This is a genomic window from Streptomyces sp. NPDC101234 (assembly GCF_044767525.1).
Classification (GTDB): Bacteria; Actinomycetota; Actinomycetes; order Streptomycetales; family Streptomycetaceae; genus Streptomyces; species Streptomyces sasae.
In genome coordinates, this window is record NZ_JBIWOA010000016.1 from 136,066 (window position 1) to 155,939 (window position 19,874).

At 71.0% G+C, this 19,874-nt stretch carries 16 protein-coding genes; 6 read left to right on the plus strand and 10 right to left on the minus strand.

The window, feature by feature from the left end:
* Positions 1-10: 10 nt before the first annotated feature.
* Positions 11-1,462, minus strand: a complete 1,452-nt coding sequence (locus ACIRR9_RS28295; protein WP_403757255.1) for a hydrolase — start codon at positions 1,460-1,462, stop codon at positions 11-13.
* Between the two features lie 216 nt (positions 1,463-1,678).
* On the opposite strand from ACIRR9_RS28295, the gene ACIRR9_RS28300 reads away from it, so the two are divergent.
* Positions 1,679-1,942: a GlsB/YeaQ/YmgE family stress response membrane protein gene (locus ACIRR9_RS28300; RefSeq protein WP_365340765.1), complete on the plus strand. Its 264-nt coding sequence runs from the start codon at positions 1,679-1,681 to the stop codon at positions 1,940-1,942.
* 92 nt (positions 1,943-2,034) lie between these two features.
* Here ACIRR9_RS28300 and ACIRR9_RS28305 read toward each other — a convergent pair whose 3' ends face one another.
* The 3 genes from ACIRR9_RS28305 to ACIRR9_RS28315 form a co-directional block, all read right to left on the minus strand.
* Positions 2,035-2,814, minus strand: a complete 780-nt coding sequence (locus ACIRR9_RS28305; RefSeq protein ID WP_403757258.1) for a GNAT family N-acetyltransferase — start codon at positions 2,812-2,814, stop codon at positions 2,035-2,037.
* 50 nt (positions 2,815-2,864) lie between these two features.
* Positions 2,865-3,719: a GNAT family N-acetyltransferase gene (locus ACIRR9_RS28310; RefSeq protein WP_403757261.1), complete on the minus strand. Its 855-nt coding sequence runs from the start codon at positions 3,717-3,719 to the stop codon at positions 2,865-2,867.
* 260 nt (positions 3,720-3,979) lie between these two features.
* A complete protein-coding gene (locus ACIRR9_RS28315) occupies positions 3,980-4,744 on the minus strand; it encodes a chaplin (protein ID WP_403757263.1) in 765 nt (254 codons plus the stop codon).
* Between the two features lie 306 nt (positions 4,745-5,050).
* Here ACIRR9_RS28315 and ACIRR9_RS28320 point away from each other — a divergent pair, with 306 nt between their 5' ends.
* Complete coding sequence (locus tag ACIRR9_RS28320) at positions 5,051-6,691, plus strand: alpha/beta hydrolase (RefSeq protein WP_403757265.1); 1,641 nt, start codon at positions 5,051-5,053, stop codon at positions 6,689-6,691.
* 3 nt (positions 6,692-6,694) lie between these two features.
* On the opposite strand, the gene asnB is transcribed toward ACIRR9_RS28320, so the two are convergent.
* From asnB to ACIRR9_RS28335, 3 genes are all read right to left on the minus strand, one after another.
* On the minus strand, positions 6,695-8,533 hold the full coding sequence (gene asnB, locus ACIRR9_RS28325; protein WP_403757267.1) for an asparagine synthase (glutamine-hydrolyzing): 1,839 nt from the start codon (positions 8,531-8,533) through the stop codon (positions 6,695-6,697).
* A 357-nt stretch (positions 8,534-8,890) separates the two neighbouring features.
* Positions 8,891-9,667: an alpha/beta fold hydrolase gene (locus ACIRR9_RS28330; protein WP_403757269.1), complete on the minus strand. Its 777-nt coding sequence runs from the start codon at positions 9,665-9,667 to the stop codon at positions 8,891-8,893.
* 89 nt (positions 9,668-9,756) lie between these two features.
* Entirely contained in the window at positions 9,757-10,107 is a 351-nt protein-coding gene (locus ACIRR9_RS28335; RefSeq protein ID WP_123971572.1) for a hypothetical protein, read from the minus strand.
* 73 nt (positions 10,108-10,180) lie between these two features.
* Here ACIRR9_RS28335 and ACIRR9_RS28340 point away from each other — a divergent pair, with 73 nt between their 5' ends.
* Both ACIRR9_RS28340 and ACIRR9_RS28345 read left to right on the plus strand, forming a co-directional pair.
* Positions 10,181-11,275, plus strand: a complete 1,095-nt coding sequence (locus ACIRR9_RS28340) for a chemotaxis protein (protein ID WP_403757272.1) — start codon at positions 10,181-10,183, stop codon at positions 11,273-11,275.
* Between the two features lie 69 nt (positions 11,276-11,344).
* On the plus strand, positions 11,345-12,370 hold the full coding sequence (locus ACIRR9_RS28345) for a Gfo/Idh/MocA family protein (RefSeq protein WP_403757274.1): 1,026 nt from the start codon (positions 11,345-11,347) through the stop codon (positions 12,368-12,370).
* Here the strand turns inward: ACIRR9_RS28345 and ACIRR9_RS28350 are convergent.
* Positions 12,360-14,408 carry a phosphocholine-specific phospholipase C gene (locus tag ACIRR9_RS28350; RefSeq protein ID WP_403757277.1) on the minus strand — a complete coding sequence of 683 codons (2,049 nt, stop codon included), beginning with the start codon at positions 14,406-14,408 and terminating at the stop codon, positions 12,360-12,362. The genes ACIRR9_RS28345 and ACIRR9_RS28350 overlap by 11 nt on opposite strands.
* A 138-nt stretch (positions 14,409-14,546) precedes the next feature.
* Positions 14,547-14,960, minus strand: coding sequence for an SsgA family sporulation/cell division regulator (locus ACIRR9_RS28355; protein ID WP_403757280.1), 414 nt, complete (start codon positions 14,958-14,960; stop codon positions 14,547-14,549).
* Positions 14,961-15,307: 347 nt separating this feature from the next.
* Between ACIRR9_RS28355 and ACIRR9_RS28360 the strand changes: the two genes are divergently transcribed.
* Positions 15,308-16,747, plus strand: a complete 1,440-nt coding sequence (locus ACIRR9_RS28360; protein ID WP_403757283.1) for a PP2C family protein-serine/threonine phosphatase — start codon at positions 15,308-15,310, stop codon at positions 16,745-16,747.
* A gap of 80 nt (positions 16,748-16,827) precedes the next feature.
* Here ACIRR9_RS28360 and ACIRR9_RS28365 read toward each other — a convergent pair whose 3' ends face one another.
* A complete protein-coding gene (locus ACIRR9_RS28365; protein WP_403757286.1) occupies positions 16,828-18,324 on the minus strand; it encodes a hypothetical protein in 1,497 nt (498 codons plus the stop codon).
* Between the two features lie 267 nt (positions 18,325-18,591).
* On the opposite strand from ACIRR9_RS28365, the gene ACIRR9_RS28370 reads away from it, so the two are divergent.
* A complete protein-coding gene (locus ACIRR9_RS28370) occupies positions 18,592-19,731 on the plus strand; it encodes an aminoglycoside phosphotransferase family protein (RefSeq protein WP_365340791.1) in 1,140 nt (379 codons plus the stop codon).
* The last annotated feature ends 143 nt before the right edge of the window (positions 19,732-19,874 follow it).

Here is a 19,874-nt window from a genome sequence, read left to right on the forward strand (position 1 = left end):
CCCCTATCCCTCAGCTCACGTTGAGGGCCGTGTCGTCGATCACGAAGGACGTCTGCAGGGTGGATCCCTCGGCGCCGGTGAACTTGAGCGTCACGGTCTGGCCCGCGTAGCTCGCCAGGCTGAAGCTGCGCTGGGTGTAGCCGCTGGCGGCGTTGAGGTTGGAGTAGGTCGCCAGGGTGCCCAGTACGGTGCCCGAGCTGTTGAGGACCTGGACCTTGAGCGTGTCGTACGCCGTGCTGGTGGAGGTCTCCGCCGTGTCGATGTGCAGATAGAAGCTCAGTGCGGCGGTGGTGCAGGCGGACGGGATGGTCACCGACTGGGAGAGCGTGTCGGTGTGGGAGGAGCCGTAGCCGTCCAGCCAGGCGTAGTACGAACCGGTACGGGCCGACTCACTGCTGGAGTTGGTGATGACACCGCTGGTAGCGCTCCAGGTGGTGTTGCCGGACTCGAAGCCGTTGTTGCCGAGGAGTTGGGCGGAGGTGCAGGTACCGGTGCCGCCACCGCCGCCTCCGCTGCTGCTGCCGCTCGCACCGGCGAGCCAGGCGGTGGCGTTGAGGGCGAGGGCGGCGTTGGTGGCGCCGGAGTCGTTCCAGCCGTCGTACAGGGTGTTGCCGGACTGGCCGGTGCCGTCGTCGATCGGCGAGCTGTCGCCCCAGAAGGCGACCCGCCCGCTGCCGAAGGTGCTGGTCAGGAAGAAGGCGCCGGTGTTGCCGGAGTAACCGCTGCGGTACAGCAGCCCCTTGACGTTCGAGTTGTCGGAGGGCGTGAGGGTCGCGGTCGTGCCGTTGGCGATCAGGCTCTTGGTGACGGTGCCGAAGGAGCCGTTCAGCACCGGGTCGGTGCTGTCGCTGATGGCGGCCGGGTAACCGGAGCTGATGTTCAGCGAGTCGATGGAGAAGCCGAACGGGTCGGACGAGTCGACGCTGTTGTTGGTCATCAGGTCGTTGAGGATCTCGACCGCGTCGTAGCCGTCGTTGTTGCGGTCGGCGCCGGTGTGGTCGGAGATCATGAACAGCCCGCCGCCGTTGTTCACGAAGTTCATGATGGCCGTCTTCTCGGCCGTCGTGAACAGCGTGTTGGGCTCGGGCAGGACCAGCGCGTCGAAGTTCGACAGGTCGGTCGTGGACGAACCGCCGTACGTGAGGGCGCTGGTGGCGGTCTTCAGACTGTAGCTGCCGGTCTTCTGCAGGGCGACGCCCCACGACGACAGCGCACCGGTCCAGTCCGTCTCCGCGGACGGGGAGGAGTTCTCGGCCAGCGGGTCGGGCTTGCTGGTGGAGATGATCCAGTCCGCGTTGCCTGCCTCCTCGGCATGGCCGTCGTCGAACAGGACACGGTAGGTGGTGGCCGCGTGAGCGGGCGTGGCGGCGGTGCCGACCTGGAGGGCGGCTCCCGAGAAGAGCAGTGCGAACCCGGCCAGGGCGGTGGTGAGTCTGTGGCGGGATCTGCTGGATCCAAGCATCCGGCGAACCTCCATGAGGGGTGGGGAAGAGGCGGTGCGGGCGCCAACTCTGCGCGCGTAGAACAGGCTTGAGATTTCTACACGCGTCAACTCATTGAAAGGTACATGGCATGTCCGGTCGGTGAACAGAAAACCGCCGTAACAACCGGACGGGACTGGCTCCGGCCTGAGCGGGCAGATTGGACTGCAGCGGGGTACCGACGAAGAGGGGCGGAAATGGAGATCTCGGGCATCATCAGTGCCATCATCATCGGCGCCATCATCGGTGTCCTGGGGCGCCTGGTCGTCCCCGGCCGCCAGCACATCGGCCTGCTGTGGACGATCGTCGTCGGCATCGTGGCGGCGCTGCTGGGCTCGGCGATAGCGGCGGGCTTCGGCGTGGCCGACACGAAGGGCCCCGACTGGATCGAGTGGTTCATCCAGATCGCGCTGGCGGCGGTAGGCGTGTCGGCCCTGGACCGGGCCAAATCACGCCGGTGACTTCAGAGCGCCCCGTCAGGGGCGCTGGGGGTACCCCCGGCCGAAGGCCGGGGGAGGAACTGCGCGAGCAACCACCCACGACCCGCGGCCGCTCACACGGCGTAGATGTACGGCGTGGTCGTACTCAACGCATGGAAACCGAGCCGCTCGAGAATCGGCCGGCTCATCGGCAACGCATCCACCTGCAGATACCGGTACCCGTGGTCCGCGGCGACACGCGCACGGTGAGCGACCAGGGCGCGGTACACCCCGCGCCCCCGCCACCCCTCCACCGTGCCGCCGCCCCACAGGCCGGCGAACCGCGTCCCCGGCACCAGCTCCATACGCGCGGCGCTCACCGGCTCGTCCCCGGCCAGCGCCACGACGGCGACGACGGTGTCGGGCCGCTCGGCCAGCTGCGCCAGCAACCGGTGCCGCAGCCCGGACCCGTCGGTGCCGAAGGCCTTCTCGTGGACGTCCACCACGAGATCGACGCCTGCCGCATCCGTGGCGGCTACCACCCGTACGCCGTTGGGAAGTTCAGCCCTGTCGACGGTCTGCCCGGCGGCCTCGGCGATCATCAGCGTCTCCTCGGGCTCCGGCCGCAGCCCTGCCGCGACGAGCCGCGCGCCGAGGTCATACGGGAGATCATGGCCGTAGAGCTTCCACTCGAACTCGAGGCCCAGCCCGCCGAAGTGGTCGATCTGCTCGGCGATGGCACCATCCGCGGTCGTCTCGTCCAGGCCCGACCAGAGGACCCCGTTCCACCCTTCGGCGTCCGCGACCTGTCGCACCACCCCGCCGACGCGTTCCACACGGGCACCGGGGCCGTCGGGCCGGGCGCCCTCGCGCATGTCACGGTCGTACAGGGCGAGCACTGCTTGATGATCCATACCGGCACTTCAGCATCCCCGCCCCGCGGCGGCAACGCATTTACGAAGGGTCAGCCGAGTTCGAGTGTCGTGACCCCGAAGACCCGCTCGCGGGCGTGGTCGCGGACCGGGCCGGTGTACATACGGGCGGTCTCGAACGAGGCGGTGAATCCGGCCTCTTCGGCGAGGGCGACACCCGCCGCGCTGGTCTCGGGCACGTCGATGGCGACCTGACCGTCGGCCGCCTCGGCGGTGAGGGCGGCGAACAGGGCGCGGGCGTCCTCTGCGGTGTCGGCGAAGAGGGGGCCGATGCGCAGGGTGTCGCGGCCGGGGCGGAGCACGCCGTAGCCGGTGAGGCGGTCGCCGTCGTGGCGTACGAACGCCTTGTGACCGGTGCCGGTCAGCCAGGCGGCGAGAAAGCGCGGCCGGTCGGCCGGGTGGCAGGCGCTGTCGTACGCCGTGATGTCCGCGACGTCGGCGGGATGCACCGGGCGGATGCCCGACGGGGGCTCGACGGCCGGCGCGGCGCCCGTGAACCGTATCGTGCGGTAGGCGAGTTCGAAGCCGGACTGGCGGTAGTTGTCCTGCTGGGCCACCACGCCGTCCAGGCCCACGGTGCGGTTGCCGGCGTGGGCGAGGGCGGTCTTCCAGGTGGTCAGCCCGTGGCCGTGGCCGCGCAGGTCGGGGCGGACCAGGTAGCAGCCCAGAAAGGCGTAGTCGGCGCCGTAGTTGACGACGGAGATCGCCGAGACCGGTTCCCCGTCGACACGGCCGATGAAGAACCCGTCGGGATCCTGCGCGAAGAAGGCGGGGCCGTCCGACACACCCGGATTCCAGCCCTCGTCCGCGGCCCAGCCGCTGATCACCGGCCAGTCGTCGAGCGTGGCCCGGGTGACGACGAGGTCCGCGGGGGCCGGAGAGGTCATCGATGCGCTCCCTTGTGTGGCTGGGTCGGGCGGCGCGGCGACCGGCACCGCGCCCGCAGCATCCTTCCCGATCACCGGGCGCGGCGCCACGCCTGGATCAAGCCGCCGGTGTGCCCAACAAGCTGTTTCAGGGCGCTCGTTGACCCGACACGGCCCAGGGCTGCCGGACCCGGACATGGCGAAGGCCCCACCGGTCGGGGTCCGATGGGGCCTTGTCCATGAGAACGGCGGCGCCCCGCCTCGGCTATCACGGCTGCCGGTCAGCGCTTCCGGCCGGGCCGGAAGCGCCGGTGCAGGGCGGTCCCGGTGAGCAGGAGTGCCGCGCTGCCCGCGACGGCGGGACCCGCGAGGTCCGTGCCGGTGTGGGCGAGGGTGGACGTGGTGGGCGGTGCGGCGGGGGGCTGGGTCTTCGGCCCGGGGTGGGTCCTGACCGGGGCCGGCGGCTCGGGAGCGGGCGGCTGGGAGGGGGGCGGCTGCACGGGAGGCGGCTGCGGGACATGGGTCTCCGGCGGACTCGGGTGGTCGCCGGAGGTGTTCACGCAGGTGTTGCCGGCCGCCGGGTTGAGCAGCCCCGGCGCGTTCACGGTGTTACCGCACACGTTCACCGGGACCTGTACCGGCAACTGGATGCCGTTGCCGGAGAGCACCCCTGGCGAGTCCTTCTCGACGCCCTGCGCGGACGCGCCGCCGGACGTGGCCGAGCCACCGGACACGGCCGAGTCACCGGACACGGCCGAGTCACCGGGCGTGGACCCGTAGCCGGACGTGTCGTGAGCGGCGCCGCCGCCCTTGTTCACACAGGTGTTGCCGGCCGCCGGGTTGAGCAGCCCCACCACGTTCACGGTGTTACCGCACACGTTCACCGGGACGTGCACCGGCAACTGGATGCCGTTGCCGGAGATCACCCCGGGCGAACCGGCCGCGATGCCGTTCGCGCCGGAGTCGGCCCAGGCCGGGACCGCCACGGCCATCGCCCCGGAGGCGGCGGCTACGGCGATCACACCGTTTCGGGTAACCCGTTTCATAGGTTCCCTGCCTTCCAGACATGATTGCGGGCGCTCGCCCGCAACGGTTAAAACGCAGACGAACCATCTGAGTTATGGCTTGTCCCTCTTTCACCCCATCGAGCGACACTGTTCTCGAACCGGGAGCAAAACTGTGCAAGGGATCCGAAGCGGTTGACCGAGGGGTTGACCGAGGGGTTGACCGAGCGGGTGACCGGCGGCTCAGTATGGCGCCCCGGCCCGGTCCGCTCGCCGGGAGGCGTGCTCCCCGGGGCCCGCTTATGGTGATCGAAAGCCCCGGTCACGGAGCGTCCATGGAGGCCCTCGATGCCGGCCAATCCCCGAACCCGGCCCGCCGTGCGACGCTGTGCCGGTGCCGGAGCCGTCGCCCTGACCCTGCTCGGCGCGGGGCTGCCCGCGGCCGCGGCGGCCGGCGGCGGTGAGCCGGACCTGACCCGGTTCTACCGGCAGAAGGCCCGGTGGGTGGTGTGCAAGGACGTGGAGCTGCCCAAGGACATGCAGTGCGCCAAGGTGACCGTCCCGCTCGACTACGCGAGACCCGCCGAGGGCACCATCGACCTCGCGCTGTCCCGCTACCGGGCGACCGGGAGGTCACGGGGCTCGGTGCTGCTGAACTTCGGCGGCCCCGGCGGCTCGGGCGTCAGCCAGCTCGGGCTGGCCGGCAAGGACTTCATGAGCCTGACCAACGGCTACGACGTGGTCGGCTTCGACCCGCGCGGGGTCGGCCGCTCCTCCCCCGTGAGCTGCGGAGAGGGCACCGGCGGGGGCGCGGACGACGGAAGCACGGACGCTGGAAGCACGGACGACGGCGGGAGCGCGGACGACATACCCGACGCCGGCCGTCCGCAGGCCCTGCTGAAGGCGCTGAAGCAGCTGACGGTCCGGTGCGCCGCACACTCCGGCCCCGTGCTCTCCCACATAGGCACCGTGAACGCCTCCCGGGACCTGGACGTCATCCGCCAGGCCCTCGGTGACGAGAAGCTGAACTACCTGGGTTTCTCCTACGGCACCAGGCTCGGCGCGGTGTACGCGGCGCAGTTCCCCCACAAGGTGGGCCGGATGGCGCTGGACGGCGTGGACACGCTGACCGAGTCGCCGGCCGAGCAGGGGATGGCGGGCGCCCGCGGACAGCAGACGGCGCTGGACGACTTCCTGGACTGGTGTGTCACCGACGTGGCATGTCCGTTCGGGCAGGACCGGCGCAAGGCCGGGGACGCCGTCGTCCGGCTGGTGCGCTCGCTCGACGAGCACCCGGTCGTGTCGGACTTCGGCGGCCCCTTCTCCGGTCAGGACCTGGTGGGTGCCCTCGGGCAGGGGCTGTACGGCAAGGAGCTGTGGCCCCGGCTGGAACGGGCGCTGGCCTCGCTGATCGAGGACGGGGACACCCGGGGGGTGCAGAACTTCGCGTCCGGCGGCTACGCCGTCCCGCTCGGGCCGCCGCACAACGGCGGCCTGGTCGGCAGCGCGGACATCCCCGCGGACAACCTGTCGGCGGCCCTGATGGCGATCAACTGCGCCGACGACCCGGACCGGCCGAGTGCGGAGCAGCTCACCCGGGACGTCGCCCGGCTGAACGAGGCGTACCAGCGGGCGTCGCCGGTCTTCGGCCGGCTCCGGCTCACCCAGGTGATGCTCTGTTACGGCCGGCCGCGCGGCACGGACTTCATCCGCGACAAGGTGAAGGACGTGGACTCCGCGCGGATGCTCCTGGTGGGCACGCGCGGGGACCCTGCGACGCCGTACGCCTGGACGATCGAGACGGCGAAGCGGCTCGGGCCGTCGGCCGTGGTGCTGGACAACAGGGGCGACGGCCACACCGGGTACTCGTCCTCCAGGTGCGTGCACGGCAAGGTCGACGACTTCCTGCTGTACGGCACGCTGCCGGCCGACGGCAGCTCCTGTCCGGCGGACGACGACCGCGGCTCCGTCACCGACTCGCCGGACTGAGGTTCAGGCGAGGGTCAGTTCGGGGGTGTAGAGGTCGAGCCAGTGGGCCAGGTCGAGGGTGCGTTCCAGGCCGCGCCGGGCGGCCTGGGTGCTCAGCTCGGTCCGGTGGGCGGCCCGGTTCACCTTCTCCCGGTCGACGATGTCGAAGACCCGGTGGTCGGGTCGGGCCAGCAGGTCCTTGACCTGCACTTGGAGGGCGCGGCCGTACTCCGGGTCCTGGGTGGACGGGTAGGGGCTCTTGACCCGGTCGTACACGGACTGCGGGAGGACGTCCTTGGCGGCCTCCCGCAGCAGGGTCTTCTCGCGGCCGTCGAAGGACTTGAGGGCCCAGGGCGCGTTGTAGACGTACTCGACGAGCCGGTGGTCGCAGAACGGCACCCGGACCTCCAGGCCGACGGCCATGCTCGTCCGGTCCTTGCGGTCGAGCAGGATGCGTACGAACCGGGTGAGGTGCAGATAGCTCATGCGGCGCATGCGGTACTCGAAGTCGCTCTCGCCGTCGAGGCGCCGGAGGCCGGTGAGGGCGGAGCGGTAGGACTCGGAGATGTACGACTCCAGGTCGAGGTTCTTGGCGAGGTCCGCGCGCAGTACGTCGGCGTCGTCGCCGAAGTGCCGGGCGAACTGGACCAGCCAGGGAAAGGTGTCGGCGTTGCGGGCCTGCTCGTCGAAGAACTGCAGGTAGCCGCCGAACACTTCGTCGGCGGACTCGCCGGAGAGCGCGACGGTGGACTGGTCGCGGACGGCCCGGAACAGCAGCAGCAGCGAGGCGTCCATGTCGCCGAACCCGGTCGGCAGGTCGCGGGCCCGGATCACTCGCTCGCGGACGGCGGGGTCGGCGAGGCTGCCCGAGTCGAGGACGATGTCCTGGTGGTCGGTGCGGGCGAGCCGGGCCACGTCGTGCACGAAGGGCGTGTCGGGGGTGCCGCGCAGTTCGTCGGCGACGAAGTTGTCGGTCTGGCCGACGAAGTCGACGGCGAAGCTGCGGACCTTCTCGCCCTGTGCGGCGAGCTGCTGGGCGGCCAGGGCGGTCATCGCGGAGGAGTCGAGGCCGCCGGAGAGCAGGGTGCAGCGGGGCACGTCGGCGACCAGCTGGCGGCGCACGATGTCGTCGAGGAGCTCGCGGACGGTGGCGACCGTGGTGTCGCGGTCGTCGGGGTGCGGGCGGGTCTCCAGGCGCCAGTAGACGCGGGTGTGCAGACCGGAGCGGTCGACGGTGACGACCGTGCCGGGCTCGACCTCGCGCATGCCCTCCCACACGGCGCTGCCCGGGGTCTTGACCATGGTGAACAGCTCGCGCAGGCCGTCCAGACCGACCCTGGGACGGACCAGCGGGTTCGCCAGGATCGCCTTGGGTTCGGAGCCGAACAGGACGCCGTCGGGGGTCGGGTACATGTAGAAGGGCTTGATGCCCATGCGGTCGCGGATCATCACGAGCTTGTCGTGGCGGCCGTCCCAGACGGCGAACGCGTACATGCCGTTGAGTCGCTCGGCGACGGTGTCGCCCCACTCCAGATAGCCGTGCAGCACCACCTCGGTGTCGGAGTCGGTGGTGAACCCATGGCCGCGGTCGGCGAGTTCGCGGCGCAGTTCGGTGAAGTTGTACGCCTCGCCGGAGTAGACCATCGCGACGGAGCCGTCCGGGGTGCGCACGCTCATGGGCTGGCGGCCGCCGGGCAGGTCGATGATCGCGAGCCGGCGGTGCCCGAGGGCGGCGGGCCCCTCGCTCCAGGTGCCCCGGTCGTCGGGGCCGCGGTAGGCCATGGTCTCGGTCATCGCATCCAATGCGCGTGTCTCGGTGGTGAGGTCACGGTCGAAGGAGACCCAGCCGGTGATGCCACACATGCGTTACCTCCTGCTGCCGGTCGGCCGGGCGCGGACGTCACCTGGGCTTCCACCGGGAGTTCGATTGCCCGAGCTAACCACTTGTATTCGGCACCTATATATCGAGCGTGCGCCCGGGACCCCGGCCGGTCAACCTGGACGTAACACGGACGGCCGATCCCCCTCACTCTTTCGGCCGCGCTTTGCATGCGCGAGGGCCACGGCCGTGCTCCGCATCGGGCCCGGCCCGCCCGGAACCGGCCAAGCGCAAAATGTTCCCCAAGCAAACCGGCGCCGGGCTTTCCGCCCGGCGCCGGTCACCTGCCGCTGCCACCGCCTCGCCCTACGCTTCCCCCGTCACTTCGCTGTAACTCGCCGTCACTTCGCCGTCACGAACCGGTCGATCGTCGCCGTCAGCTCGGCCGGCCGCTCCACCGGGAGCTCGTGTCCCGCGTCGATGATCCGGACCTCCGCGTCCGGGTAGGCCTTGGCCATCCGCAGCATCTGCCCCACCGGCAGCTGGATGTCGTGGTAACCGTGCACCATCAGGGTCGGGGCGGTGATCTCAGCGGCCCTGTCGAGGACGTCGAAGGCCCGCATGGCGCCGTACAGCGTCATGACGACCTCGCGCGGGGTGGCGGCGGAGGCGCGGATGTACTCGCGTATCTCCTCGCGGGGATGTCCGGGGGCGAAGGCCCGCTGGATGTTGGTGGCGACGAACATCTTGTACGGCACCAGGGTCGAGGCGGCCATCAGCAGACCGCGGCCGCGGCTGTATGTCATCCGGCCGATGGAGTTGACCAGCACCATCCGCTCGACCCGCTCGGGGTGGGTGAGCGCGAGGGTCTGGGAGATCATGCCGCCCATGGAGTGACCGACGGGGACGAAACGATCCACCTCCAGATGATCGAGGAGGGCGACGACGTCCCGGGCCAGCTCGGCGACCGTCTTCACGCCGGCCCCGGTGCTCTCGCCGTGGCCGCGCAGGTCGAGGCGGATCACCCGGCGGTGCCCGGCGAAGTGCGCGATCTGGTGGTCCCAGCGGTGCCGGTTCGCGGTCCAGCCGTGGATGAACACCAGGGGCGCGGCAGCACCGTCACGGGGACCCTCGTCGTCGTAGGTCAGCGCCGCTCCGTCGACTTCGAGCTGCGGCATGGGGGCCTCCTGGGGCACGATCCGGTTACTGCCGGGTACGCTAACCGGCCGCATCGCCTGCCGTCACCGGGAAGTCGGCCTCAACAGGGTTACAGAGTGCGCCGGATGGCCTGTACGGCGGCCTCGGCGTCGTCGTCGGACACCGCGAGCCGGGCGAAGGGCGCGGACCTCGCCAGGTCGACCAGGACGACCGGGCCGTGTTCATGGACGGCGACGAAGTCCCGGCCGCCGGGGTACTCCCACGCGCCGACGCAGAACCGGTCGGGCAGCCAGTGGCCGTGGTGCGGCTCGCCGCGCAGCACCCGCCACCAGTCGGGCTCCACCGAGGCCGAGCGCACCTGTGCGAGCGGCACCCGCACCCGGCGGCGGTGGGCGAGCAGCATCTCCGGCCCGCTCAGACGGACGACGACCTCGCCGTCGTCCACGGTCAGCCGGGCCATCGCAGCCACCTCCTCCACTCGCAAGAGAATTACCCCAAATGCCCCCGTCGTGAATCGGCCCTATGGTGCTGATATGGAGCACGCACTCAGTCCAACGTCCCTCGCCGAGCTGCGCCGCCCGCGTCTCTACCCGGCCGTCTCCGTGCTGACGCCGACGCACCGCCGCGAGCCGGACAACGCCCAGGATCCCGTCCGGCTGCGCAATGTCGTGGCCGAGGCGAAGAAGCAACTGGAAGCCGATCCCTCGGTCACCCGGGAGCGGCGTTCCGATGTCGTCGACCAGCTCGACCGGGCCCTCGCCGAGGTCGATCTGGCCCATGCCGAGGACGGTCTGGTGATCTTCGCCGCGCCGGGCGAGCACCAGGTGTGGTCACTGGCCCGCAGCGTGCCCGAGCGCGTGGTGCTCTCGGACACCTTCCTGACCCGGAACCTGGTCTCGGCGCACGCGGCCGAGCGGCCGTTCTGGGTGCTGTCGGTGTCGGCCGACCGCATCACGCTGTGGAACGGCGGTGTCGACCGGGTCACCGAGAGCCGGGCCGGCGGGTTCCCGCTGACGCGCAGCCAGCAGAACTTCGACGCCGAGCGCCGGGAACAGATCGGCGACATGCCCAGCACCTTCCGCGACGAGGACACCAAGCACTTCCTGCGGGACGCCGACACGGCGATGGCCGCGCTGCTGCGCGAGGATCCGCGGCCGCTCTACGTCACGGGCGAGCAGGCGGCCCTGGCCCTGTGGGACGAACTCGGCAACGTCGCCAGGGAGAGCATTCCCGTGCGGCACGGCGGGCTCGCGCAGTCCGGTCCGGAGGCCGTGTGGCAGGCGATCCGGCCGCATCTCGACGCGGAGTCCCGCCGGAGCACCTCGTCGGTGACCCGCGAGCTCGAATCCGCGCGCGGTCACAAGACGTTCGCGGCCGGTGTCGACGAGGTCTGGCAGAACGCCCGTGAGGGCCGCGTCCGGCTGCTGGCCGTCGAGGAGAACTACCGCACCACGGTCCGCGACGACGGCGACCACCTGGTCCCGGCCGTGAGCGGCGACCTGGACTCCCGCGACGACATCGTGGACGAGATCGTCGAGCAGTGCCTGGAGACCGGGGCCGAGGTCCGCTTCGTCCCGGACGGCACCCTGGGCGACGAGAACGGCATCGCCGGCGTGCTGCGCTACTGATGAGACCGCTCTCGGCCGACGTCTACGCTACGCAGTGATCGTCGGCGTCGGCTGAGAGGGAGTGCGAGCGTGGCTGAGCTGCTGGGCGTTGCGGTACTGGGTGCCGGACACATGGGCGCCGACCACATACGACGGCTCGACCAGGTGGTGAGCGGTGCGCGGGTGGCGGCCGTGGCCGACCTCGACCTCGACCGCGCCAAGGAGGCGGTGGCGGGGCTGGACGGCGTCACCGTCCACGCCGATCCGTCGGCCGCGCTGGACGCGCCCGGTGTCGAGGCCGTGCTGATCGCCTCCCCCGGCCCGGCGCACGAGGAGCCGCTGCTCGCGGCCTTCGAGCGCGGGCTGCCGGTGCTGTGCGAGAAACCCATGGTGCCGGACTCCACCGGTGCGCTCCGGGTGGTGGAGGCCGAGGCCCGGCTCGGGCGGCGGCTGGCCCAGATCGGTTTCATGCGGCGCTACGACGCCGAGTACCGGCGTCTGAAGTCCCTGCTGGACGGCGGCGGCCTGGGCCGCCCGCTGATGCTGCACTGCGTCCACCGCAACGTCTCCTCACCGCCCGGCTTCACCAGTGCCATGCTGGTCAACAGCTCGGTCTCGCACGAGATCGACGCGGCCCGCTGGCTGCTCGGCCAGGAGCTGACCGCGGTGACCGTGCTGCGGCCACGGCCGTCCTCGGACGCCCCCGAGGGGCTGCTCGACCCCCAGTTCGTGCTCTTCGAGACCGACGGCGGCGCCCTCGTCGACGTCGAGGTCTTCGTCAACTGCGGCTTCGGCTACCAGGTGCGCTGCGAGGCCGTCTGCGAGCGGGGCAGCGCCCGGATCGGCGAGGACCGCGGCATGCTGGTCACCACGGCCGGCGGCGCCCGCGAGGAGGTGGCCCAGGACTATCTGGTGCGGTTCGCCGACGCCTACGACCGCGAGGTGCAGTCCTGGGTCGACGCCACCCGGCAGGGCCGGGTCACCGGGCCGAGCGTCTGGGACGGCTACGCGTCCTCCGTCGTCGCCGAGGCCGGGGTCCGGGCGCTGGAGTCCGGCGGCCGCATGACCGTCGGACTCGCCCCGCGCCCGGACCTGTACGCGGACGTCAGCCGCTGACGCTCGCGGAGGCCGTCTCCAGATGGCCGGTGAACCGGCGCGACCAGGTCGCGTCGGAGTCCACCGCCACCGTGAAGTCGTACCAGCCGCTCTGATAGGCAACGGCGTTGAAGTAGTCCTCGCTGGCGGCACCGGCCGCGACGGTGTACGTCCAGGGCCCGTCGGTGCGGTAGTTGTTCGAGGTGATGGTGAACTTCACGGACGCCGAGCCCGAGTTGGCCATCCTGAACCAGACGGCGAGCTTGCCGGTGCCCGGCTCCACGGCGTAACGGGTGCTCACCTCGGCCGACTTGCCGGCCTTGGTGGCGTCGCCCTGGAAGCGGCGCAGGAAGCGGTTGGGGCCGACCATGGTGAGGTCGTACTTTCCGTTGCCGTACCCGGTGCCGATGTCGAAGTAGTCGGAGGCGGTGCCCCCGGCGTCGACCGTGTACTGCCAGGGGGTGGTGTCCCGGTAGGCGCCCGGGTGGATGGAGAGGTGCGCCGCCCGGGTCGCCGGGGTGCCCTGGTTGGCCATGGTGAACCAGGCGCGGATCGCGCCGGCCGTCCCGAACTCCAGGTGGTCCAGGTAGCCGTTGGGCTGGTAGGGCAGCGCGCGGGCCGGGCGGGTGCCGGTCTCCTGTGCGGGCAGGGTGTTGGTGGTGGGCACCGGGTTGGGCAGCGGGCCGCAGGTGGCGATACCGATGACGCTCGTCGCGGGCAGGGGGACGGCGCCGTGGACCGGGTTGGCGAAGTCGAAGACGCCGGTCAGGTCGCCGCTGACCCTGCGCCGCCAGTCGCTGATGTTGGGGCACTTCGCCGGCGTGCCCAGCGCCGCGGTCCAGGTCTCCAGGAAGCGCAGCACCGAGGTGTGTTCGAAGACCTCCGAGGAGACCCAGCCGCCGCGTGTCCAGGGCGAGACGACGATCATCGGGACGCGGAAGCCGAAGCCGTAGGGTACGCCGTTCAGGAACTCCCCGGCCGTGCCGGCGGGCGGGGCCGGAGGCGGGACGTGGTCGAAGTAGCCGTCGTTCTCGTCGTAGTTGAGGAACAGGACGGTGGAGTCGAAGACGTCGGGGTCGGCGGCGAGGGCCTGGTAGACCAGGTTGACGAAGTGCGCGCCGTCGCCGGGCGGGGCGTAGGGGTGTTCGGAGAAGGCCTGGTCGGGGACCACCCAGGAGACCTGCGGGAGCGTGCCGGCGACGACGTCGGCCCTGATGGCGGCCGCGATGTCGTCGGGGGTGGAGCCGGTCACCGCCGGGACGGAGGACATGCCCCGGTCGTACAGGGGGTTGCCCGCCTTGGCACCGGCGAAGTTCTTGAAGTAGGCGCAGCCGTTGTCCCCGTAGTTGTCCTGGGCGTTCTGGTAGACCTTCCAGGTCACTCCGGCGTTCTGCAGCGCCTCGGCGTAGTTCTGCCAGGTCAGGCCGGACTCGTCACCGCCGTCGTAGCTGGCGGGGTCGACCTTGCCGCTCCACAGATAGGTGCGGTTGGGGCCGGTGGCGCTGAGGGTGGAGCAGAAGTAGGCGTCGCAGATCGTGTAGTTGTCGGCGAGCGCGTAGTGGAAGGGGATGTCGGTGCGGTCCAGGTAGCCGAGGGACCGGACGTTGCCGACGCCCGCGACCCAGTTGTCGAGGCGGCCCTTGTTCCAGGCGGAGTGCTGGGAGGACCAGGAGTGCGGCAGGTCACCGTCGCACTGGGCGAGGGTCTCGCCGTCCTTGCCTGCCGCGTCGGGGGTGGCGCTGAGCTTCCACGGGTACTGCCGGCCGGAGCCGTTGGGCTGGTTGAAGACCGGGTACCCGCCGTCGAGGGTGATTCCGCTGCGGTCGGCGAAGCCGCGGACGCCCTTGAGGCGCCCGAAGTAGTGGTCGAAACTGCGGTTCTCCTGCATGAGGATCACCACGTGCCTGACGTCCGAGATCGTGCCGGTCGCAGCGCTCTGCACCGCGGCTGCCGTGCTCCGGACCGCGGCCACCGGCCGTGGGCCGGCGGCGCCCGCCGCCATGCCCGCCGCCACGGAAGCGCCCAGTCCCACAAAGCCTCTTCGGCTGATCGGTGTCATTCGCCCCGTCCTCGTCACCGGTGTGCCGCTGTGACACACCGCGCGAGAGGGTGCCCAGGACTGTCATCGGAGTCCGGGCCGAAGCGATGAGGCGCGAGTGAACAAAGGCCGAAGTTCGGGCAGGTCGCCCCGCCGGCCTCACACGCCCCCGAACAGCGAGCTCAGGCCACGCTCCACGACCGCCTCGACGTCCTCCTCCCCGGGGGAGACGACTTCGTAGGTGCGCTGCAGAAAGCGGAACAGCGCCTGGGTGTCGAACTGGAGCAGCGCCAGCCCGTGCGGCGAGTGGAACTCCACGGCCGTACGGCCCCGGTCGCAGGGCCAGATGTGCACGTCCCCGCGCCCGGCCGGGGCACCGATACCCTGGTCCAGCAGGGAGCGGGCGAAGGTCCAGGTGACCTCCTCGCCGCCCAGGGTGACCTCGGCGGGGAAGTCGACGAACACGGCCAGCGGATCGCCGGACGTGTAGCGGAGCGTGGCGGGAACCGGGACCTCCTGGTCCTCGGCGGTGATCAGCCGGGCGCGTGCGGGTTGCTCGAAGGTGATGTCCATGCCTGTAGGACTCCGTTCGGCCGCTTCGCATGACGCGAAATCCGGACAGAGTTGCCACGGTTGGCCGAGACCACCACACTGCGAACACGAGCACGTCGAACAGTCGCCCGAGCGCGACACGAACAGCTCGAAAAGTAGGCCAAGTCGCGTAGTCCGCCTACGACTTGCCACACCCGGCCGCGTACGTCTTTCATAGCGGTCGACCAGCCCGTGAAGACTCTGGCATATGCCAGAAGCACCACCGTATCGTGTGTTGCCAAATCCCTTACAGGGCGTCGCGGGCTGTGCAACAGTCGTAACCGGTCCCACCGTCCGCCTTGGCCGTACAGTCCCCATCGGAGTGCGTCATGCCGTCCCATGTCTCCGCGGACCACCCCGCGGCCCAGCCGCCCGGACGCGGCTCGGTCGAGGCGTTGATATCGCAGACGCGACGGCTCAAGGGTGACGTGGACGCCGTACGACGGGACACCCGGAGCGACGGTTCGGACCCCCAGGAGCGGTGGCAGCGGGCGCTCTACGACCTGGCGCTGCATCAACTCAACGACCTCGACGAGCACTTGGCCCAGCTCCGGGACGGACCGGCGCCGCTGTCGGCCGCGTCCGACGACGGTGAGTCCCCGGCGGAGCTCCGCCCGGAGCCGGCCGGCGTCCCGCGCGACTCGCTGCTCAGCCGGGTCGGCAGCGCGGAGTGGAACCTCCTGACGGACGAGGCCGGTTGGTCCGGCGAGCTCTACCAGATCCTCGGCCGCGACCCGGCCACTCCCGCGCTCACGCTCGACGAAATGCCTTCCCTGGTACTGGACGAGGACCGGCCCAGGCTGACCACGATGGTCACCGACTGCCTGGTCGACGCCAGACCGATCGACGGCGAGTTCCGCGTCGTACGGCCCGACGGGCGGGTACGGACCGTGCACATGATGGGCGAGCCCGTGCTCGGCGGCGACGGCAGCACCGCGTCGATGTGGGCCGTGCTGCGGGACGTCAGCGAACTGCGGCGCAGCCAGCACACGGTGCGCGAGAGCCGTGACTCGCTGCAGCTCCACCGCCGGCAGACCCGGGCCGAGCAACGGCTCGCCGTCGAGCTGCAGGAGGCCGTGCTGCCGTCGGGGCGGGGTGCGCTACGGCTCCCGCACCGGGGCCCGGGCACGCTCGAGCTCGCCGCCCGCCATCTCCCGTCCGGGAACGACACCCTGCTCGGCGGCGACTGGTACGACGCGCTGGAGCTGTCCGACGGCGACACGCTGCTGAGCGTCGGCGATCTCACCGGGCACGGTGTCGGCGTCACCTCGGGCATGACGATGCTGCTGGGCGCCGTACGCGGGATGGCGATGGCCGGTGCCCAGCCGGGGCATCTCATGTCCCTGCTCAACCAGTTACTCGACGCCACCGTGCAACCCGCGCTGGGCAGCGCCGTCTGCTGCCGCTACCGGCCCGCCACCCGCACCCTGACCTGGGCGCAGGCAGGACACCCCGCCCCGCTGCTGTACCGCGACGGGACGGGGTGCGTGCTCAGCGCGCCGGACGGTGTGCTGCTCGGCGCCACCTCGGGAGCCGGTTACGGGCAGGCCGAACTGACCCTGGAACCGGGCGACCTGCTCCTGCTGCACACCGACGGACTGGTGCCCGGGCACAGCGGAGCGGACTCCCTGGACCGCCTCCTCGGCCTGGCCCCGCGGTTCGGGACGGCGGGCACCGCTCAGGACTGCGTACGGGCGGTGGTCGAGGAGTTCGGCGAGAACGGGCGCGAGGACGAGGCCTGCGTGCTCATCGCCAGGGTGAGTGAATAAGGGCAGCCGACATCGCCGGACGGCCCGCATGACGGGAACGTTCGCCGGACGGTTCGGCGCACGTCGAGCGCACGGGCCCCCTAGGCCTGTGCGCTGTTGCTGCCGCCCCTGCTCTTGGGCCTGGGCAGGGCGAGCTGGATCTCCTCCCGCAGTTCCTGGATCCTCGGATAGCCGGCGTACTCGGCGGTGAGCCGGTACATCTCGCGCAGCCGGTCCCAGGTGCGGTGGGACGAGTTCGACCCCATCGACATCAGTGCCAACCGCGCGTACCGGTCCGCCTGTTCGGGGTCGTCCGCGATGAAGCAGGCGGACGCCATGGACAGGAAGTCGAAGATCTTCGACCGCTGCCGGCCGTCGACCCGCAGCGCCAGGGCCTTCTCCGCGTAGTGCTGGGCGTGCGTGGCCGCGCTCGGGTCGTGCTCGGCCAGGGTGCGGTAGGCCAGGGCCTGCATGCCGTACAGATCCTCTTCCTTGAACATCTGCATCCAGCTCGGCGGCGGCACGTCGCCCCGGTCGGAGACGAAGAGGTCCTCCGCCTGGCCGAGGGTACGGCGCATCGCCTGGCCCCTGCCCATCGACGCCTGTGCCCAGGCCTCGATGGTGTGCAGCATCGCCCTGGTGCGCGGCAGCACCTCGTCGCCCGAACCGGACTTGGCGAGCTTCATCAGATCGAGCGCGTCGTCGGGCCGGCCGAGGTGCACCATCTGGCGAGCCGCCCGTGAGAGCGCCTCCCCGGCACGCGGCCGGTCGCCGCCCTCACGGGCCGCGTGGGCGGCGATGACGAAGTACTTCTGGGCCGTGGGCTCCAGGCCGACGTCGTGCGACATCCAGCCCGCGAGGACGGCGAGGTTGGCGGCGACGCCCCACAGGCGCCGCTGGAGGTGGTCGGGGTGGCGGTAGGCGAGCATGCCGCCCACTTCGTTGAGCTGTCCCACCACGGCCTTGCGCTGCAGCCCACCGCCGCGGGCCGCGTCCCAGGCGCGGAACACCTCGACGGAGCGCTCCAGTTCCTCGATCTCCTCGGACCCGATGGGGGCGGCCTCATAGCGGTCGAACCCGGCGGGGTCGGCGTGCAGAGGGTCGTCGAGGACGGGGGCGTCGGCCTTGAGCGTGGGGTCGGTGTGCAGCCAGTCGTACATGGCGCTGCTGAGTACGGATCCCGCGGTGAGCGCGGCACCCGCGCCCACCAAGCCGCGTCGGTTGAGCATGAGGTCCATTCCCGTGAATTCGGTGAGGACCGCGGCGGTTCGTTCGGGCGCCCACGGCATGCCGTCGGGATGTTCCACGTTCCCGTCGTCCGGCCGTTTTCCCGTACGCCCGTGCCGTACCAGACCGAGGTCCTCGATGGTCACGACACGGCCGAGACGCTCGGTGAACAGGGCCGCCAGCACCCGCGGCACCGGATCGCGCGGGATCTCTCCCGTGTCGATCCAACGCCGCACCCGGGAGGTGTCGGTCGACAGCTGGGGGTGGCCCATGGCCGCCGCCTGCCGGTTGACCAGCCTCGCGAGTTCGCCTTTGGACCAGCCGGCCAGGCCGAACAGGTCCGAGAGGCGGGTGTTGGGTTGTCCGCTCACGTCAAGCCCCCAGGTTCTCGGCTGAGTTGACAGTAGACCCGTGACGGTTGCCGGGCGACTATTCGCCACGGTTCGCCAGGGTGCGCCAGATGGTGTGCCACTGGGCGACGGGTGTCAGGTAGGAACGCGCCACCCCGACCCGGTCGCCACGGAACGGGCACACTCCCCAGGGTGTGCCCGGGCGGCCGGGACGGGTTGGCCACGAGAACCTCTCCACAGGACTTCTCAGGCAGGCACCGCAGGTACACGAAGGGATCTGTATCGCCCATGTACGCAGCATCGTCCTCCGTGTCCGCCCCGCCCCGGCCGCTGCGCCCCCGTCCGGCGGGCAGCGGACCCTATCTAGACCCCGCCCGTACGGGGGCCGCCGTTCCGGTCGTGGGCCGGCAGCGGCGCGGCGCGGGTCTCGGCACCCAGCCCCTCAGCGGGAGACTCGACCTCTCCGGCCCCCAGGGCGCGCAGTTGCGCACCGCCATCGCGTCGGTGCACCGGATCTGCCCGGAGTTCGCTCCGGTGCAGGTGCTGCGCCGCACCGGGCGGTCCGTGATCCTCGTCGGGACGACGGGGCGCAGCACGGCCGTGGCGAAGTGTCTACTGGACCACTCCCCCGCCTGGGCGGAGCGGACCCGCCACGAAATAGCCGCATACCGCTCGTTCGTCCGGCACCGGCCGCCGATCCGGGTGCCGAGGCTGATCGCGGCGGATCCGGACAACTGCACACTGGTGATCGAGCGGATGCCCGGCCGGGTGGCGGCGATACAGCGCCATCCGGTGGAGGCCCCGCCCCGGGCGGACATCCGGGCCGCCCTGGGCGCGATCTGCAGGCTGAACGCATGGCGGCCACCGGCGGGCACCTTCGACGCGCCGGTCGACTACGCGGCCCGGATCTCCCGCTACCACGAGCTGGGTCTGCTCACCGACCGGGACATGGGTGACCTGCAGAAGCTGCTGCACGGCATCGCGGTCGCGGCGGGACGCCAGGGGATGGGCCAGTTCTGCCACGGAGACGCCCTGCTCTCGAACATCCTGTTGTCACCGGCCGGTCCAGTGCTGGTGGACTGGGAGCACGCGGGCTGGTATCTGCCGGGGTACGACCTGGCCACGCTCTGGTCGGTCCTCGGCGACGCCCCGGTGGCGCGCCGTCAGATCAGCCAGATCGCGCAGTCGGCGGGGCCCGCGTCCCGTGACGCGTTCCTGGTGAACCTGATGCTGGTCCTCACCCGGGAGATCCGGACGTACGAGACCGCCGTGCAGCGTTCGATGCACGACGCGACCCCGGCGGCACCGGGTACGGCCCACCCGGGCGCCGCGCCGACCGGCGAGGAACAGCGGCTGCTGCTCCGGCGGCTGCACGACGACTGCCAGCTGGCCCGCCGGGCCGTACGCGCGGCGGTCGGCACTCGCTGACGGGGACAGAGAATCCGCGGTGCGCTCTGGGCATGAGCGCACCGCGGATTTCTTGTGTGTCCACGTGGGCCCGACGCCTACGGCGCGAAACTCCCACGATCATCGTATGACATAGGAAAACACCCCCTTCTGGGCATGATTGA

Excerpts from the sequence above, each read along its gene's own strand:
- ACIRR9_RS28295 (WP_403757255.1), bottom strand. The coding sequence starts at position 1,462 with ATGCTTGGATCCAGCAGATCCCGCCACAGACTCACCACCGCCCTGGCC.
- ACIRR9_RS28300 (WP_365340765.1), top strand. The coding sequence starts at position 1,679 with ATGGAGATCTCGGGCATCATCAGTGCCATCATCATCGGCGCCATCATC.
- ACIRR9_RS28305 (WP_403757258.1), bottom strand. The coding sequence starts at position 2,814 with ATGGATCATCAAGCAGTGCTCGCCCTGTACGACCGTGACATGCGCGAG.
- ACIRR9_RS28310 (WP_403757261.1), bottom strand. The coding sequence starts at position 3,719 with ATGACCTCTCCGGCCCCCGCGGACCTCGTCGTCACCCGGGCCACGCTC.
- ACIRR9_RS28315 (WP_403757263.1), bottom strand. The coding sequence starts at position 4,744 with ATGAAACGGGTTACCCGAAACGGTGTGATCGCCGTAGCCGCCGCCTCC.
- ACIRR9_RS28320 (WP_403757265.1), top strand. The coding sequence starts at position 5,051 with ATGCCGGCCAATCCCCGAACCCGGCCCGCCGTGCGACGCTGTGCCGGT.
- asnB (WP_403757267.1), bottom strand. The coding sequence starts at position 8,533 with ATGTGTGGCATCACCGGCTGGGTCTCCTTCGACCGTGACCTCACCACC.
- ACIRR9_RS28330 (WP_403757269.1), bottom strand. The coding sequence starts at position 9,667 with ATGCCGCAGCTCGAAGTCGACGGAGCGGCGCTGACCTACGACGACGAG.
- ACIRR9_RS28335 (WP_123971572.1), bottom strand. The coding sequence starts at position 10,107 with ATGGCCCGGCTGACCGTGGACGACGGCGAGGTCGTCGTCCGTCTGAGC.
- ACIRR9_RS28340 (WP_403757272.1), top strand. The coding sequence starts at position 10,181 with ATGGAGCACGCACTCAGTCCAACGTCCCTCGCCGAGCTGCGCCGCCCG.
- ACIRR9_RS28350 (WP_403757277.1), bottom strand. The coding sequence starts at position 14,408 with ATGACACCGATCAGCCGAAGAGGCTTTGTGGGACTGGGCGCTTCCGTG.
- ACIRR9_RS28355 (WP_403757280.1), bottom strand. The coding sequence starts at position 14,960 with ATGGACATCACCTTCGAGCAACCCGCACGCGCCCGGCTGATCACCGCC.
- ACIRR9_RS28360 (WP_403757283.1), top strand. The coding sequence starts at position 15,308 with ATGCCGTCCCATGTCTCCGCGGACCACCCCGCGGCCCAGCCGCCCGGA.
- ACIRR9_RS28370 (WP_365340791.1), top strand. The coding sequence starts at position 18,592 with ATGTACGCAGCATCGTCCTCCGTGTCCGCCCCGCCCCGGCCGCTGCGC.